The following is a 13,471-nucleotide window of genomic DNA, read 5'->3' as shown; positions in this document are numbered from 1 at the left end:
AGTTTCTCGGCGCTATTGTACGCTACCGGGAACTCCGTTTAAAGCTATACCGCCTGCGAATAATGTTCTGGTACGGCTTGAACGGCTTCGGGCGGCGCAGCCTGCGGGCGATCCACTCGCCCAACACGATGCCGGCGGCCAGCGCCACGGCGGTGCCGAGGGCGATCGCCATGGAGGAGATGCCCACGAGGAGCTGCTCGTGGATGATGGCGTAGATGGAGCGGTAGATGCGCAGGCCGGGCAGCAGCGGGGTGACGCCGGCGATGGCGATGATGAGTGGCGGGATGAGGAACCGGCGGGCGAGGAGACCGCCGATGAGGCCGATGAGGGTGGCGGCGAGCCCGGCGGAGAACGTTCCGCCCAGCCCCATGGGGAGAAAGAGGAGGTAGAACGCTGCTGAGCCGATCATGGTGGTGAGCCCCGAAACCCAGATGGAGGTCCACTCCGAGTAACAGGCGAGCGAGTAGCCGGCGGCGGCGATCCCGCCGAGGATGATCTTCACCGCGTTGTGTTGGAAATCGGGTGCCGTCTGCGTTTCGATGGCGGGCAGCATGATGCCCAGGGTGAGAGAGGCCTTCACACCGAGGGAGACCCCGGCGATGATGGCGCCGGTGTTGAGCATGGATTCAAAGAACCGGGCGGAGGCCGTCACCGGGGCACCCATGATGGCATCCTCCAGTGACTGCACCAGGGTGAGTCCGGCCACCAGGACGACGATCCCGGAGGCGATGATGAGCGACGCGTTGATGGAGGTTCCGGAGTTTTGGGCGAGCCAGAACGCGCCCGCGGCCGGGATGACGGCGATGAAGCCGCCGGCCATGAGGGAGAAGAAATCGCCGAGCCCCATCTTGCCAATGACCTTGTACACCGCCATGATGACCATCGCGGTGATGAGGGCGACGATGCCTACGATGGGTGTGCCGCCGAGCACCATGGCGAAGCCGCCGGCCAGCGCGCCCCAGCCGAGGAGTTCGAGCCCGACGCCGTAGGGGGATTGGGAGTTCCACAGGGACGTCAGCTGTGCGTCGGCGGTGGCGGGGTTGATGGCACCGGCGCGGATGGAACGGATGAGCCGGTCGAGGCGGGACAGCTTGGAAAAGTCCATCGCGCCGCGGCGGACGACGCGCAGTACGGTGACTGGTGTGGTGTCGCCGTCTTCGTTGCCGATGTGGGTGGATAGCTGGATGGTGTTGAGGGTGACGTCGATGTGGACGTCGTAAAGCCCATACGCGTTGATGACGCTGCGCATCTGGGCCTGCACGTCGCGGTTCGCCGTCCCCGCAGAAATGAGTAGCTCGCCTACGCGCGCGCCGATCAAGAGCACGCCGGCTACCTGGTGCTCGTTGGTGAGCTCAACGGGCTGCAGCGGCGAGGGTGGCGGGGATGCCTTGGCTGCGTCGATGGTGGCAATGCGGTCGCTGGTGTTGGCCCGTAAACGTAAGGCACGCAGGATGTTTGCCATGATTTCAGCCTGCCACGCGTGGGTCGAATTCATGTAAAACGGTCACACCTGGTACGATACAACCTCAGCTTGCTGGAGTGGCGCAATCGGTAGCGCAACGGTCTTGTAAACCGTAGGTTGCGAGTTCAAGTCTCGTCTCCAGCTCTCTCACCCCCGCCTCGTGCGGGGGTTTTTGCTTGTCGACGCTTTCTCGTACTGTGGTCTGCAACACTTCCGGCCGCCACCATGTAATCCATCATTCCCCACGTGCACAGCCTGCGCAAACGCTTTCCCCATTTTTATGTTGGTTAGGCTTACCTAAGATGCTATGCTCTAGGTGTAACAATTAGGTATCACCAAGGAGACGCGTATGTCCTTTTCCAGATCCCGACGCCGCCTCGCCGGCCTCATCGCCGTCGCAGCGCTTGCCGTCAGCGGACTGACCGCCTGCAGCACGGAAACTGCCGAGACCACCTCCGAGCAGTCCACCTCCACCACCCAGGCCGCAGCCCTCACCTTCACCGACATCACCGGCCGAAAAATTTCCCTTCCCGCAGCTCCCGAGCGCATTCTGCTCGGTGAGGGGAGGAGCGTCTTCGCCACCGGCATCCTCGACAAGTCCAACCCCCTGGACAAGGTCGTCGGCATCGGCACGGATCTGAAGGACAACGTCCCGGACTACATGGCCCAGCTGGAGCAGACGAACCCCGAGGTGAAGGACCTGCCGGAGGTCGGCGGTTTTATGAAGGGCGATGTGACGGTGGAAAACCTGCTGTCCCTGAAGCCGGATATCATCCTGCTGTCGCTTGACGAATACCAGGCCAGCGAGAAAACCGGCCTCATCGAGTCGATGGACAAGGCGGGGCTGACCTACGCGGTGACGGATTTCCGCGCCAAACCCCTGGAGAACACGACGCGCTCGATGGAGATCTTCGGCACGGTCTTTGGCAAGGAGAAGGAAGCGGCCGCGTTCAATAAGGATTGGCAGGAGACGGTGGACCTGGTGAAAGGCCGCTCCGCCAAGTTGAAAGACGAGGACAAGCCGACGGCGTTCGTGTGGCGTGCGGCGGGGCTGTCCGATTGCTGCCAGACCTGGAACGATTCCAACATTTCCCAGCTGGTTAACGTCGCCGGCGGTAAGAACATTGGCGATGCCGTCATCGAGGGTGAATCCGGTGCCATGACCCCGGAGAAGGTCATCAGCGATAACCCGGATGAGATTTTCGCCACCGGTGGCGAGTGGTCGGCAAAGCGTAATAAGGAAGGAAACCCAGTGGGCTACGCGGCCCTCGGCTACCGCATTTCTGATGAAGATGCCCAGGTCAGCGTGAATAACCTTCCCAAGGGGCAGAAGGGCTTCGATACGTTGTCCGCAGTGAAGGACGGCCAGCTGCACGGTCTGTGGCACCAGTTCTACAACTCCCCATTCAACTACCTCGCGCTCCTGCAGATCGCCGCGTGGCTGCACCCGGAGGACTACTCGGATATCGATGTCCCGGCGGAGTGGATGAAGGCACAGGAAAAGTACTCGCCGGTCTCCGGCGAGGGCGTGTTCTTCTCTACGTCGACTCCGGCAGGCGAGTAGGGCGTGAACGAGGTCGATCTTGTCCACGAACACCGGCGCCTGACAGCGCGCCGGGTGGCGATCGTCGTGGGGCTGTGCGTTGTCGCGGCCGCCGCGTTCGTCATGAGCAACATGGTGGGTGCGATTTCTCTGACCCCCTCGCAGGTCATCGGTGGAATCATGGTTCCCTCCTCCCTCGATGAGCAAACGCATACGGTTCTGTGGGACCTCCGCTTGCCGATGGCCGTCATGGCGCTCCTCATCGGTGTGTCCCTGTCGCTCGCCGGCGCTGAGATGCAGACCATTCTGGGGAACCCCCTCGCCGAGCCGTTCACCCTGGGGATCTCCGCTGGCGCTGCCTTCGGCGGTGCGACGGCGATCGTCCTCGGCTGGCAGGTGGTCACCAATCCTCAGCTAAACCTCGCGGTCATCGCCTGGATCTCCTCCGTGGGGGCGACAGCTGTCATCGTCATCGCCGCCATCCTCCGCGGCGCCCGCGCTGAGACGATGGTGCTTCTCGGCATCGGCCTGGTGTTCTTCTTCCAGGCATTGCTGGCGCTCATCCAGTATCGGGCGAGTGCGGAGGCACTGTCGCAGATTGTGTTCTGGTCGTTGGGGTCGATGACGCGTGCGACGTGGGTGGCCAATGGGCTGTTGGCTGTGGTGCTTGTCGTGGTGTGTCCGCTGCTTGCGTCGCAGTCGTGGAAGTTGACGGCGTTGCGTTTGGGTGATGCGCGGGCGCAGTCGATGGGTGTGAATACGTCTCGGTTGCGGATTGTCGTATTGGTGTTGTCGTCGCTGTTGGCGTCGACGACGGTGGCCTTTGCCGGCATTATCGGGTTTGTGGGGCTTGTTGGTCCGCACATTGCCCGCATGTTGGTGGGGGAGGACCAGCGCTATTTCATCCCCGCGTCGATGGCGTCGGGGGCGGCACTTATGTGCTGTGCGCATGCGGTGAGTCTCATGGCGAAGCCGGGGTTGGCGATTCCGATCGGCATTGTGACCTCGCTTCTCGGTGTCCCGTTCTTCCTGGGGATTGTGCTGACGAGGAGGCGTGCGCTGTGGAGTTAGCGATTCGCGATCTGGTTGCGGGTTATGGCCACCACCGGGTGCTGGACGGCGTGACGGTTGCGCCACTTACCGGCGGCCGGGTGGTCGGTGTCCTCGGCCCGAATGGGTCGGGCAAATCGACGTTCATGCAGACGGTCGCTGGCCTGCATCCGGTTCGTTCGGGTGAGGTTTCTTTGCTTGTCGACGCCCACGTGGTTCCTCCCCGCGCTCGTCTCAAGGCGATCGGGTACGTGCCCCAGGGCCTTCCCGAGTCCGCAGCCTTGCGGGCCTTTGAAGCGGTGCTGATTACCAGCCGTCGAGAAGCGGTAGCCAACCCCGTCGAGCACACAGCGGAGGTCATGCACCGCCTGGGGATGGATGCCTACGCCCACCGCTACCTGTCAGAACTGTCCGGTGGCCAGCGACAACTCGTCGCTTTGGCGCAGATGATGGTGGGGACACCGGCGCTCATGCTTCTCGACGAGCCGACCTCCGCCCTCGACCTCCACCACCAGCTTTTCGTGCTGGGCACGGTGCGGAAGAAAGCGCTTGAGGACGACAGTCTTGCCCTTGTTGCCATTCACGACATCAACCTGGCCTGCCGCATGTGCGACGAGCTCATCGTCTTGCACCGCGGCGAGATCCTCGCGCAGGGTGTTCCCAGCGAGGTCATCACCCCGGAACTCATTGAGCAGGTGTACGCCGTGGAGGCCGATATCTTGCAGCACTGTGGGGTACCGATCGTCGCCGCGCATGCGGTGACGAAAACGCCTACCATGGGAGAAAAAGATAGAAAGGGGATACGTCACTAATGGCGGATACGCTCGCAGACATCATCATCAAAAAATTGGAAGAAGTAGGGGTCACCCGCATTTTCGGCTTGGTGGGGGATTCGCTCAACCCGATCGTCGACGCCGTGCGCCGCAGCGACCAGATTGAGTGGATCCACGTCCGCAACGAGGAGGCCGCGGCCTTCGCCGCCGGTTCCTACTCGCTCGCCACCGGCGAGCTCGGCGTGTGCGCCGCCTCGTGTGGCCCGGGCAACACCCACCTTATCCAGGGCCTCTACGATTCCCACCGCAACGGTGCCAAGGTGCTGGCGCTGGCCTCGCACATCCCGTCGCGGCAGATCGGTTCCCATTACTTCCAGGAGACCCACCCCGAGCAGATCTTTGCCGAGTGCTCCGGCTACTGCGAGATGGCCAACTCGGCCGAGCAGGGTGCCGTCATCCTCCACCACGCACTCCAGTCCACCCTCGGTGGCCACGGCGTCTCCGTCCTCGTCCTCCCCGGCGATGTCACCATGGAGAAGACCGACTACGAGGGGATCATCACCTCCGAGCTCGCCACCGAGGCCCCGGTGGTGGTGCCCCCGCAAAGCCAGGTGGAGGACCTGGCCAAGGCCATCAACGAGGCGAAGACGGTGGCCCTCTTCTGTGGCCGCGGCGTCAAGGACGCCCGCGCCGAGGTGCTCGAGCTGGCCGGAAAAATCAAGTCCCCCATCGGCCACGCCCTGGGCGGCAAGATGTTTATCCAGCACGATAACCCCTACGACGTGGGCATGAGTGGCCTCTTGGGCTACGGCTCCTGCCACGAGGCCTGCACCTCCGCCGACCTCCTCATCATGCTCGGCACCGACTTCCCCTACAGCGACTTCCTCCCGGATAAAAACGTCGCCCAGGTGGACATCAACTCGCAGGCCATCGGCCGCCGCACCAAGGTCACCCACCCCGTCGTCGGCGACGTGGGAGCCACCATCCGCGCGCTCATTCCGCTCATCGAGGAGAAGACGGACCGCAGCTTCCTGGATAAGATGCTCAAGAAGCACGCCTCCCTCCTGGAGAAGATCGTCGAGGCGTACACCAACGGCGTGGAGGAGCACACGCCCATCCACCCGGAGTACGCGGCGGATATCCTCGACGATCTTGCGGCCGACGACGCCATCTTCACCGTCGACACGGGCATGAACAACGTGTGGGCCGCCCGGTACATCACCAACATGAGTGGCAAGCGCACCCTCCTTGGCTCGTTCCGGCACGGCACCATGGCGAACTCCTTGCCACATGCGATGGGTGCCGCCTACTCCGGCCGCCAGACCATCGCCATCTGCGGTGACGGCGGCCTGGGTATGCTGCTCGGCGAGCTGCTCACCGTCAAACTCCACCAGATCCCGGTGAAGATCATCGTGTTCAATAACTCCTCGCTCGGCATGGTCAAGCTCGAGATGCTCGTCGCCGGTTTGCAGGAGTTTCAGACGGACCACGCCCCAGTTGACTTCGCCGCCATCGGCAACGCCGTGGGAATACCGTCGACACGCATCACCGACCCCAAGCTGGTCCGCGACGGACTCACCCACGCGCTCCACGCGCCGGGCCCCCAGCTGGTCGATATCGTCACCGACCCCAACGCCCTGTCCGTCCCGCCGGACATCACCATGAGCATGCTCTTCGGTTTTGGTAAGGCCGCCGCCGCGACGGTTCTCGACGGTGGCGTGGGCAAGATGCTGACGATGGCGAAGTCCAACCTTCGTAACATCCCCGCATCGCTGACCGAGCTCACCTAAAACGGCTGCCGAGGAGCCACCACATAGACCGCCGCGTGAAAACTTTTCACGTGGCGGTTTGCCCATTTTCTCACCACAATCCCAGGTCATGGCCCAAATCTGCTTGGTGGTTGGGCGGAAACACGGAGCACTCTTTCAGCCACCCCGGAGAAATTAATGGAACAATAGGCACTATGAGTGATACACAAACGAAAGTTCTAGTAGTTGATGACGAGCCGAATATCGTCGAGCTCCTGCAGGTGTCGCTGCGCTTCCAGGGATTCGACGTCGTGACCGCCGGAAACGGCAAGGATGCGTTGGCTGTAGCGGAAGAGGCGAAGCCGGATGCCTTCATTCTCGATGTGATGATGCCGGGGATGGATGGCTTTGAGCTGTTGAGTAAGTTGCGCGAAGCTGGTCACGATGGCCCGGTGTTGTTCCTCACGGCGAAGGATGCAGTGGAAGACCGGATCCATGGTCTGACTATCGGGGCGGATGATTATGTGGTGAAGCCGTTCTCGTTGGAGGAGGTGATCACCCGTCTGCGGGTGATTCTGCGCCGCGGGAATAAAGAGGAGCAGGAGAAGGAGTCCGGCGTGCTCACGTACGCGGACCTCACCTTGAATGACGAGACCCACGAGGTGTCCAAGGCGGGCGAGATCGTGGACCTGTCGCCCACGGAGTTCAACCTGCTGCGTTACCTCATGCTCAACGCCGAGGTGGTGGTGTCGAAGTCGAAGATTTTGGATAACGTGTGGCACTACGATTTCGGTGGCGATGGCAACGTGGTGGAGAGCTACATCTCGTACCTGCGTCGCAAGATTGATACGCAGGAGCCGCAGTTGATTCAGACGGTGCGTGGCGTGGGTTACGTGTTGCGCAAGCCACGCAAGTAATCGCGCATGCGCGTTCCTAGGTCGAAGGATCCCACCTCGCGGATCTCTCTCAATGTGTCGCTGGTGTTCATTGTGTTGGTGCTGGCGACGGTGGCGATTGCCGGCACTGGTGTGGTGGTGACGGCGATTATGCGTGATTTCACGTACTCGCGCGTGGACGAGCGGCTGTACGGGGCTTTTAACGGGTGGGCGAGGGATATTACCCCCATGCAGCAACCGCAGGATAATCGGCGTCCCCCGTCGAATTTCTATGTGCAAAAACAGCTGCCCAACGGCGATTCGCTCATCGTCAACGACCGCAACTCCGCCCCCGATCTCACCATGATTGTGGCCAATGGCGAGCCGTATACGGTCGCCGCGCTCGAGGGGTCGGAGTCTGAGGCGAAGTGGCGGGTGCTGGCCGTGAGCCAGGATGGCGCGACCACTGTTGTGGCGCAGTCGTTGGAGGAGGAACAGTCCACGGTTAACAACCTGGTGCGCACGCAGGCGAGTATCGGGTTGAGTTCGCTGCTTCTGGTGGGGCTTATTGCCATGCTCGTCATCTACCGAGCGCTGCGGCCGTTGCGCACGGTGGAAAGTGTGGCGCAGGCGATCACCAGAGGGGATATGAACCGTCGTGTGCCGGCGTGGCCGGAGACGACGGAGGTGGGCAAGCTGTCGCGGGCGATCAATACGATGCTTTCCCAGCTGCAGGCATCGCTGACAAAGTCGCAGCGGCAGGAGAAGGAGATGCGGCAGTTCGTGGGCGATGCCTCCCACGAGCTACGTACGCCGCTGACCAGCGTAAAGGGGTTTGCGGAGCTGTATAAGGCGGGTGCCACCGATGATGCGGACTGGGTGATCACCAAGATCCAGGAGGAAGCCGGTCGCATGTCCACTCTTGTGGACGACCTGTTGGCGCTCACCCGCGCCGAGGGGAACCCGCTGGACCGTCGGCCGGTGGACATGAAGGAGGTTATCGATTCCATCGCCACGTCTCTGCGGGTGGCGTACCCGGACCGGGAGATCACCATCTGTGACTCTGGTGCGTTGCCGGTGAGCGCCGACGCGGAGAAGATCCGTCGCGTGCTCACCAACCTCATGGTCAACGGGCTTGTGCACGGCGGCAAGGACATCATGGTGCGCGGCACGGCCGATGATTCCGATGTCATTATCGATGTCCGGGATAACGGCCAGGGAATGTCGCCGGAGGACCTCGAGCACATCTTCGACCGCTTCTACCGCACCGATGAGTCACGCTCCCGCCAGTCCGGTGGTTCCGGTCTCGGGTTGTCCATCGCCAAGTCCCTGACGGAGGCCCACGGTGGGTCGCTGTCGGTCACCTCAACGAAGGGGGAGGGTTCCACCTTCACCGTCCGGCTCCCCAGGCTTCTCGACGACGATTAGAACACGCTCTCCACATCGAACGGCCCCTCGTCATCCCGCAGCGTCTGGCACGCCAGCGTGATGCCCTCCCCGGGCTCGTAGTCGTGGGGACGCATGTGCGAGGCTCCGCCCTCGATGTACACCTGGCACGAGCCACACTCACCCTTCCGGCACGAGTAGTTGGCGGGGATCCCCGCCGCCTCCATCGCCTCGAGGAGGACCATATCCTTGGGCCAGGCGAACTCGTACTCGGTGCCGTTTACATACGCTTGATGCACGCGGCGAGCCTTTCTGCGATCTGATCCTGCTCCTCGTCGGTGACCTCCACCTTGTGGCCCAGGTCGTAGGCCGTCATGTCGTTGGCGGGGAAGACGTGGATGTGCGTGTGCGGCACGTCGAAGCCAGCGATGATGAAGCTCGCCCGCTCGGAGCCGAACACCTCGATGACCGCTTTACCCACCTTCTGCGCCACCTCGGTGAGGTGCGCCCACGTCTGCGGATCGAGGTCCGTCCAGCGGTTGACTTCCTGCACGGGAACCACGAGGGTGTGGCCTTTTTGCTGGGGGGCGACGTCGAGGAAGGCGACAACCGTGTCATCGCGGTAGACAAAGCGTCCGGGGATCTCCCCGCCGATAATTTTGGAGAAAATGCTGCTCATGGTTTAAATCCTAGTACGCTTATGCGCATGCGTATTTTGGTCATTGGTTCGGGCGCCCGCGAACACGCCCTTGTTAACGCTCTTGCAACCCCCGGAAACGAGGTGTTCGCCGCCCCCGGCAACGTCGGCATGGAGAAGGCGACGTGTTTCCCAAGTATCCACACTACCGAGCAGATTGCGGACCTGTGCAGGCAAGAGGTTGTAGATTTGGTCGTTGTTGGGCCGGAGGTCCCGCTCGTCGAGGGGCTTGCCGACGGTCTCCGCGCCGAAGGCATCGACGTCTTCGGCCCCTCCAAGCGCGCCGCCCGCATCGAGGGTTCCAAGGCCTTTGCCAAGGACGTCATGGCGAAGGCGGGCGTGAAGACTGCCCGCGCCGAGCAGATCACCGACGCTGCCGACATCGACACCGTCCTCAGCCTCTTCGAGGCCCCCTACGTGGTCAAGGACGATGGACTGGCCGCCGGCAAGGGTGTCGTTGTCACCGAGGACCTCGAGGCGGCCAAGGCCCACGCCCGCGACGTCATCGAGGCCGGCAACCCCGTGCTCGTGGAAAGCTTCCTCGACGGCCCGGAAATTTCGCTATTCTGCCTGGTCGCCGGCGAAACCGTTGTACCCCTCCTGCCCGCCCAGGATCACAAGCGCGTGGGTGACAATGACGAGGGCCCCAACACCGGTGGCATGGGCGCCTACTCCCCGCTTCCCTGGCTTTCCGACGCGCAGGTGAACCGCATCGTTGACGAGGTGGTCCGCCCCGTCGCCAAGCAACTGGACAAGCAGGGTGACACGTACAACGGCCTCCTCTACGCGGGGCTCGCGTGGGGTCAGGACGGTCCCGCGGTGGTGGAGTTCAACTGCCGCTTCGGTGACCCAGAAACCCAGGCCGTCCTCGCCCTCTTCGGTTCCAATTTGAGCGAATACCTCCTGGCCACGGCCACAAACCAGTTGGTAGATATGCCGCCAATCACCTGGAAGCCCGGTTACGCCGTCACCGTCGTCCTCGCCGCCGAGGGCTACCCGGCCCACCCCGTCAAGGGCGACACCATCAGCGGCGCCGAGGGCGCGCTGCACGCCGGTACCGCCTTGCAGGATGGCGAGCTTGTGTCCGCCGGTGGCCGCGTGCTGTCCGTCGTGGGCACCGGTGAGACGCTGGAAGAGGCGAGGGACGCGGCGTACGAGAAGATGTCGCACATCTCCATGCGCGGCGGGCACTACCGCACGGACATCGGCAAGAAGGCCGCCGAGGGAAAGTTGAGCGTGCAATAATGAGCGCTGTGAATATCCCCAATGTGTTAGCAAGCCGGTACGCCTCCGAGCAGATGAAGAAGCTGTGGAGCGCGAAACATAAGATCGTCATGGAGCGCCAGTTGTGGATCGCCGTCATGAAGGCCCAAAAGGACCTCGGCGTGGACATTCCCGACGAGGCGATCGCCGCCTACGAGGCGCATGTGGACGAGGTGGACCTCGATTCCATCGCCGAGCGGGAAAAAGTCACCCGCCACGATGTCAAGGCCCGCATCGAGGAGTTCAACGCGCTCGCCGGCTACGAGCACATCCACAAGGGGATGACCTCCCGCGACCTGACAGAGAACGTGGAGCAGGTGCAGATGTACCGCTCGCTCGAGCTCATCCGTGACAAGGCGATCACCGTGTTGGCCCGCCTGGCGGAGAAGGCCGTGCAGTACCAGGACCTGGTCATGGCCGGCCGTTCCCACAACGTCGCCGCCCAGGCGACCACCTTGGGTAAGCGCTTCGCATCGGCTGCCGACGAGCTACTCGTCGCCGTCGAAAAGCTCAACAACCTGTTGGAGAGGTACCCCCTGCGGGGAATCAAGGGACCGATGGGAACCTCCCAGGACATGCTCGACCTCATGGGCGGCGACGAGGACAAGCTCGCCGAGCTCGAGCGTCGCATCGCCAACCACCTGGGCATCTCCCGGGTTCTCGATTCGGTGGGCCAGGTCTACCCCCGCTCCCTCGACCTCGACGTTGTCTCCACCCTCGTCCAGCTCGGCGCCGGCCCGTCGAGCTTCGCCCACACCATCCGCCTCATGGCCGGCAACGAGACCGTCACCGAGGGCTTCAAAAAGGGCCAGGTAGGCTCCTCGGCGATGCCCCACAAGATGAACGCCCGCTCCTGCGAGCGCGTCTGCGGTTTCCAGGTCATCCTCCGCGGGTACAACACCATGGTTGCAGACCTCGCCGGCCAGCAGTGGAACGAGGGCGACGTGTTCTGCTCCGTTGTCCGCAGGGTCGCGCTTCCCGACGCTTTCTTTGCTCTCGACGGCCAATTCGAAACGTTCCTCACCGTCCTCAAAGAATTTGGCGCCTTCCCCGCCATGATCAACCGGGAGCTCGAACGCTACCTGCCGTTCCTCGCCACCACCCGCATCCTCATGGCCGCCGTGCGCGCCGGCGTGGGCCGCGAAACCGCCCACGAAATCATCAAGGAAAACGCCGTCGCCGTCGCCCTCAACATGCGCGAAAACGGGGGCGACCAGGACCTCGTGGATCGCCTTGCCAGCGACCCCCGCCTCCCCCTCGACCGTGCCGCCCTCGATGCCGCCCTCGCCGATAAGCACGCCTTCATCGGCGCCGCCGGTTCCCAAATAAACCGCGTGGTAGACCAGGTAAACCGCCTGGTGGAGGAGCACCCCGACGCCGCCACCTACACCCCCGGCGACATCCTGTAAAAAAGCTCCCCGCCTGCGCCGGCAGACGGGGACTTTTTACGCCTTTTCTCCCTCCGGCTGCCGGGCAAAATTCCCCACAAACAGCGCCAACTGAGTCACAATCCCCATGACAAACGTCACCGTCCGCGCAATATCCGTCGGCGTCGCCACCGACAGCTGCAGCCCAACAAGCCGCAGCAGATCCCCCACCGACCCTTCGCTTGTCGACGACCCCTCGTCCGCCCTATTCGGCACAATCTGCACCGGCCCAGTGAAATCATCTGACGCTTTGCCCCCGTCGATGGTGGAATCCTCCCCCACGGTCACCTGCACATCCGCGCCGGCAACCGGCGGAACGCTGACAAGCGAGGCAACAAGTGAGCCGGTGACAATGAGCGTGCGGGCAGTGCGCGGGGTCATGGCAGGATCCTCCTGAAATCGAAATCTTTGGCAATAGTGTACAGCCACGCAGCTATTCCCGTGAGCGCTACCGCGCCGATCACAATCCCCGCAATCTCGATGGGGCGAAACTCCACCCCTGCCGGCTCCCGCACCACCGAGCCCGCGGACGTGCCACGACGCTTCTCGATGCCCGCCCGGCACGTGCGCAACGCGGCCGCGTAATTATTTTCGGAGAACCGCAGGTCGGCCGCCGAATCCTGAAAACCCGCCGCGAACGATTTCAGCGCCTCGGAGGAATCCTCAGGCACGAGGAAGGACTCCTGCGTCAGCGCGGCGGAAAATTCTTCGCCTAGATCCGCCGCCGTGACGTAGTCGAGGTCGGCTGCGGAGTAGGTGGCGCCGACAGTGACGTCATACACCCCACCGAGAGGAATGGTGGTGCTAACTGGGGGGATAGATGACAAAAAGAAGCTCAGCTCGGACGGTTTGAACCCCTCGGCGGCGATGACGGTGGCGAGCTCGTTGGCGCGCCGGTTGAGCGCTTCGTCGGCGTCAGTTGACTGCCCGAACTTGTTGGCGGTGGCGATGTCCTTGTCCAGCGCGATGATGTCACCCTTCACGTTTTTGAAACGATCGAGCAGCTCAGCACGCAATTCCTCCCGGTGGGTAGAGAGGCGGGCGAAGAACTTTTCACCCGCCTTGTCTGTGGGCGTGATGCGGCACAGCCATTCCTGCTGTTGCCCGTCGAGGGGGATGTTGGTGTCGGGGACGTAGTCGACGGTGTAGGTCATGGCGGTGGTGGCTGCGAGTGCGAGGGCGGCGAGCTTCATGGTAGGTAACGCTACCGCAGGGGACGCGGGGGTTACGTGGTTGTGTGGGGGCTG

The 13,471-nt window shown here is 63.0% G+C and carries 13 protein-coding genes and 1 tRNA gene; 9 read left to right on the top strand and 5 right to left on the bottom strand.

From position 1 onward, the window contains the following. Positions 1-22: 22 nt before the first annotated feature. Positions 23-1,495, bottom strand: a complete 1,473-nt coding sequence (gene thrE, locus HMPREF1219_RS06795; protein WP_016458151.1) for a threonine/serine exporter ThrE — start codon at positions 1,493-1,495, stop codon at positions 23-25. 38 nt (positions 1,496-1,533) lie between these two features. Here thrE and HMPREF1219_RS06790 point away from each other — a divergent pair. The 7 genes from HMPREF1219_RS06790 to HMPREF1219_RS06760 all read left to right on the top strand — a co-directional run bounded on the left by HMPREF1219_RS06790 (position 1,534) and on the right by HMPREF1219_RS06760 (position 8,879). Next, positions 1,534-1,606, top strand: a tRNA-Thr gene (locus tag HMPREF1219_RS06790). A 205-nt stretch (positions 1,607-1,811) separates the two neighbouring features. Next, positions 1,812-3,026: an ABC transporter substrate-binding protein gene (locus HMPREF1219_RS06785; protein ID WP_016458150.1), complete on the top strand. Its 1,215-nt coding sequence runs from the start codon at positions 1,812-1,814 to the stop codon at positions 3,024-3,026. Positions 3,027-3,029: 3 nt separating this feature from the next. Then, on the top strand, positions 3,030-4,076 hold the full coding sequence (locus tag HMPREF1219_RS06780) for a FecCD family ABC transporter permease (RefSeq protein WP_016458149.1): 1,047 nt from the start codon (positions 3,030-3,032) through the stop codon (positions 4,074-4,076). Continuing rightward, positions 4,067-4,867 (top strand): ABC transporter ATP-binding protein, encoded by an 801-nt coding sequence (locus HMPREF1219_RS06775; RefSeq protein ID WP_016458148.1) that lies wholly within the window; start codon positions 4,067-4,069, stop codon positions 4,865-4,867. The genes HMPREF1219_RS06780 and HMPREF1219_RS06775 overlap by 10 nt, the downstream gene beginning before the upstream one ends. Further along, positions 4,867-6,618: a pyruvate dehydrogenase gene (locus HMPREF1219_RS06770; RefSeq protein ID WP_016458147.1), complete on the top strand. Its 1,752-nt coding sequence runs from the start codon at positions 4,867-4,869 to the stop codon at positions 6,616-6,618. Before HMPREF1219_RS06775 ends, HMPREF1219_RS06770 begins: the two co-directional genes overlap by 1 nt. Positions 6,619-6,791: 173 nt before the next feature. Further along, positions 6,792-7,493, top strand: coding sequence for a response regulator transcription factor (locus HMPREF1219_RS06765; RefSeq protein ID WP_016458146.1), 702 nt, complete (start codon positions 6,792-6,794; stop codon positions 7,491-7,493). A gap of 6 nt (positions 7,494-7,499) precedes the next feature. After that, on the top strand, positions 7,500-8,879 hold the full coding sequence (locus HMPREF1219_RS06760; RefSeq protein WP_016458145.1) for a sensor histidine kinase: 1,380 nt from the start codon (positions 7,500-7,502) through the stop codon (positions 8,877-8,879). Here HMPREF1219_RS06760 and HMPREF1219_RS06755 read toward each other — a convergent pair. After that, entirely contained in the window at positions 8,876-9,136 is a 261-nt protein-coding gene (locus tag HMPREF1219_RS06755; RefSeq protein ID WP_016458144.1) for a 2Fe-2S iron-sulfur cluster-binding protein, read from the bottom strand. The genes HMPREF1219_RS06760 and HMPREF1219_RS06755 overlap by 4 nt on opposite strands. Then, positions 9,118-9,516, bottom strand: a complete 399-nt coding sequence (locus HMPREF1219_RS06750) for an HIT family protein (RefSeq protein WP_016458143.1) — start codon at positions 9,514-9,516, stop codon at positions 9,118-9,120. The genes HMPREF1219_RS06755 and HMPREF1219_RS06750 overlap by 19 nt, the downstream gene beginning before the upstream one ends. A 27-nt stretch (positions 9,517-9,543) precedes the next feature. On the opposite strand from HMPREF1219_RS06750, the gene purD reads away from it, so the two are divergent. Beyond that, positions 9,544-10,779 carry a phosphoribosylamine--glycine ligase gene (gene purD, locus HMPREF1219_RS06745; protein WP_040427538.1) on the top strand — a complete coding sequence of 412 codons (1,236 nt, stop codon included), beginning with the start codon at positions 9,544-9,546 and terminating at the stop codon, positions 10,777-10,779. After that, on the top strand, positions 10,779-12,206 hold the full coding sequence (purB, locus tag HMPREF1219_RS06740) for an adenylosuccinate lyase (protein WP_016458141.1): 1,428 nt from the start codon (positions 10,779-10,781) through the stop codon (positions 12,204-12,206). The genes purD and purB overlap by 1 nt, the downstream gene beginning before the upstream one ends. A gap of 36 nt (positions 12,207-12,242) precedes the next feature. Here the strand turns inward: purB and HMPREF1219_RS06735 are convergent, their stop codons facing one another. Together HMPREF1219_RS06735 and HMPREF1219_RS06730 are read right to left on the bottom strand one after the other, a co-directional pair. Further along, positions 12,243-12,605: a hypothetical protein gene (locus HMPREF1219_RS06735; RefSeq protein WP_016458140.1), complete on the bottom strand. Its 363-nt coding sequence runs from the start codon at positions 12,603-12,605 to the stop codon at positions 12,243-12,245. Then, complete coding sequence (locus HMPREF1219_RS06730) at positions 12,602-13,417, bottom strand: hypothetical protein (RefSeq protein ID WP_016458139.1); 816 nt, start codon at positions 13,415-13,417, stop codon at positions 12,602-12,604. Before HMPREF1219_RS06730 ends, HMPREF1219_RS06735 begins: the two co-directional genes overlap by 4 nt. Between the last annotated feature and the right edge of the window lie 54 nt (positions 13,418-13,471).

Origin of the sequence: Corynebacterium pyruviciproducens ATCC BAA-1742, assembly GCF_000411375.1 — a bacterium.
GTDB classification, from domain to species: domain Bacteria; phylum Actinomycetota; class Actinomycetes; order Mycobacteriales; family Mycobacteriaceae; genus Corynebacterium; species Corynebacterium pyruviciproducens.
This window is presented reverse-complemented; position numbering and strand designations above follow the sequence as displayed.

What these genes read in the sequence shown, in the direction of transcription:
- thrE (WP_016458151.1), bottom strand. Translation starts at nt 1,495, where the DNA reads ATGAATTCGACCCACGCGTGGCAGGCTGAAATCATGGCAAACATCCTG.
- HMPREF1219_RS06785 (WP_016458150.1), top strand. Translation starts at nt 1,812, where the DNA reads ATGTCCTTTTCCAGATCCCGACGCCGCCTCGCCGGCCTCATCGCCGTC.
- HMPREF1219_RS06770 (WP_016458147.1), top strand. Translation starts at nt 4,867, where the DNA reads ATGGCGGATACGCTCGCAGACATCATCATCAAAAAATTGGAAGAAGTA.
- HMPREF1219_RS06765 (WP_016458146.1), top strand. Translation starts at nt 6,792, where the DNA reads ATGAGTGATACACAAACGAAAGTTCTAGTAGTTGATGACGAGCCGAAT.
- HMPREF1219_RS06760 (WP_016458145.1), top strand. Translation starts at nt 7,500, where the DNA reads ATGCGCGTTCCTAGGTCGAAGGATCCCACCTCGCGGATCTCTCTCAAT.
- HMPREF1219_RS06750 (WP_016458143.1), bottom strand. Translation starts at nt 9,516, where the DNA reads ATGAGCAGCATTTTCTCCAAAATTATCGGCGGGGAGATCCCCGGACGC.
- purD (WP_040427538.1), top strand. Translation starts at nt 9,544, where the DNA reads ATGCGTATTTTGGTCATTGGTTCGGGCGCCCGCGAACACGCCCTTGTT.
- purB (WP_016458141.1), top strand. Translation starts at nt 10,779, where the DNA reads ATGAGCGCTGTGAATATCCCCAATGTGTTAGCAAGCCGGTACGCCTCC.
- HMPREF1219_RS06735 (WP_016458140.1), bottom strand. Translation starts at nt 12,605, where the DNA reads ATGACCCCGCGCACTGCCCGCACGCTCATTGTCACCGGCTCACTTGTT.
- HMPREF1219_RS06730 (WP_016458139.1), bottom strand. Translation starts at nt 13,417, where the DNA reads ATGAAGCTCGCCGCCCTCGCACTCGCAGCCACCACCGCCATGACCTAC.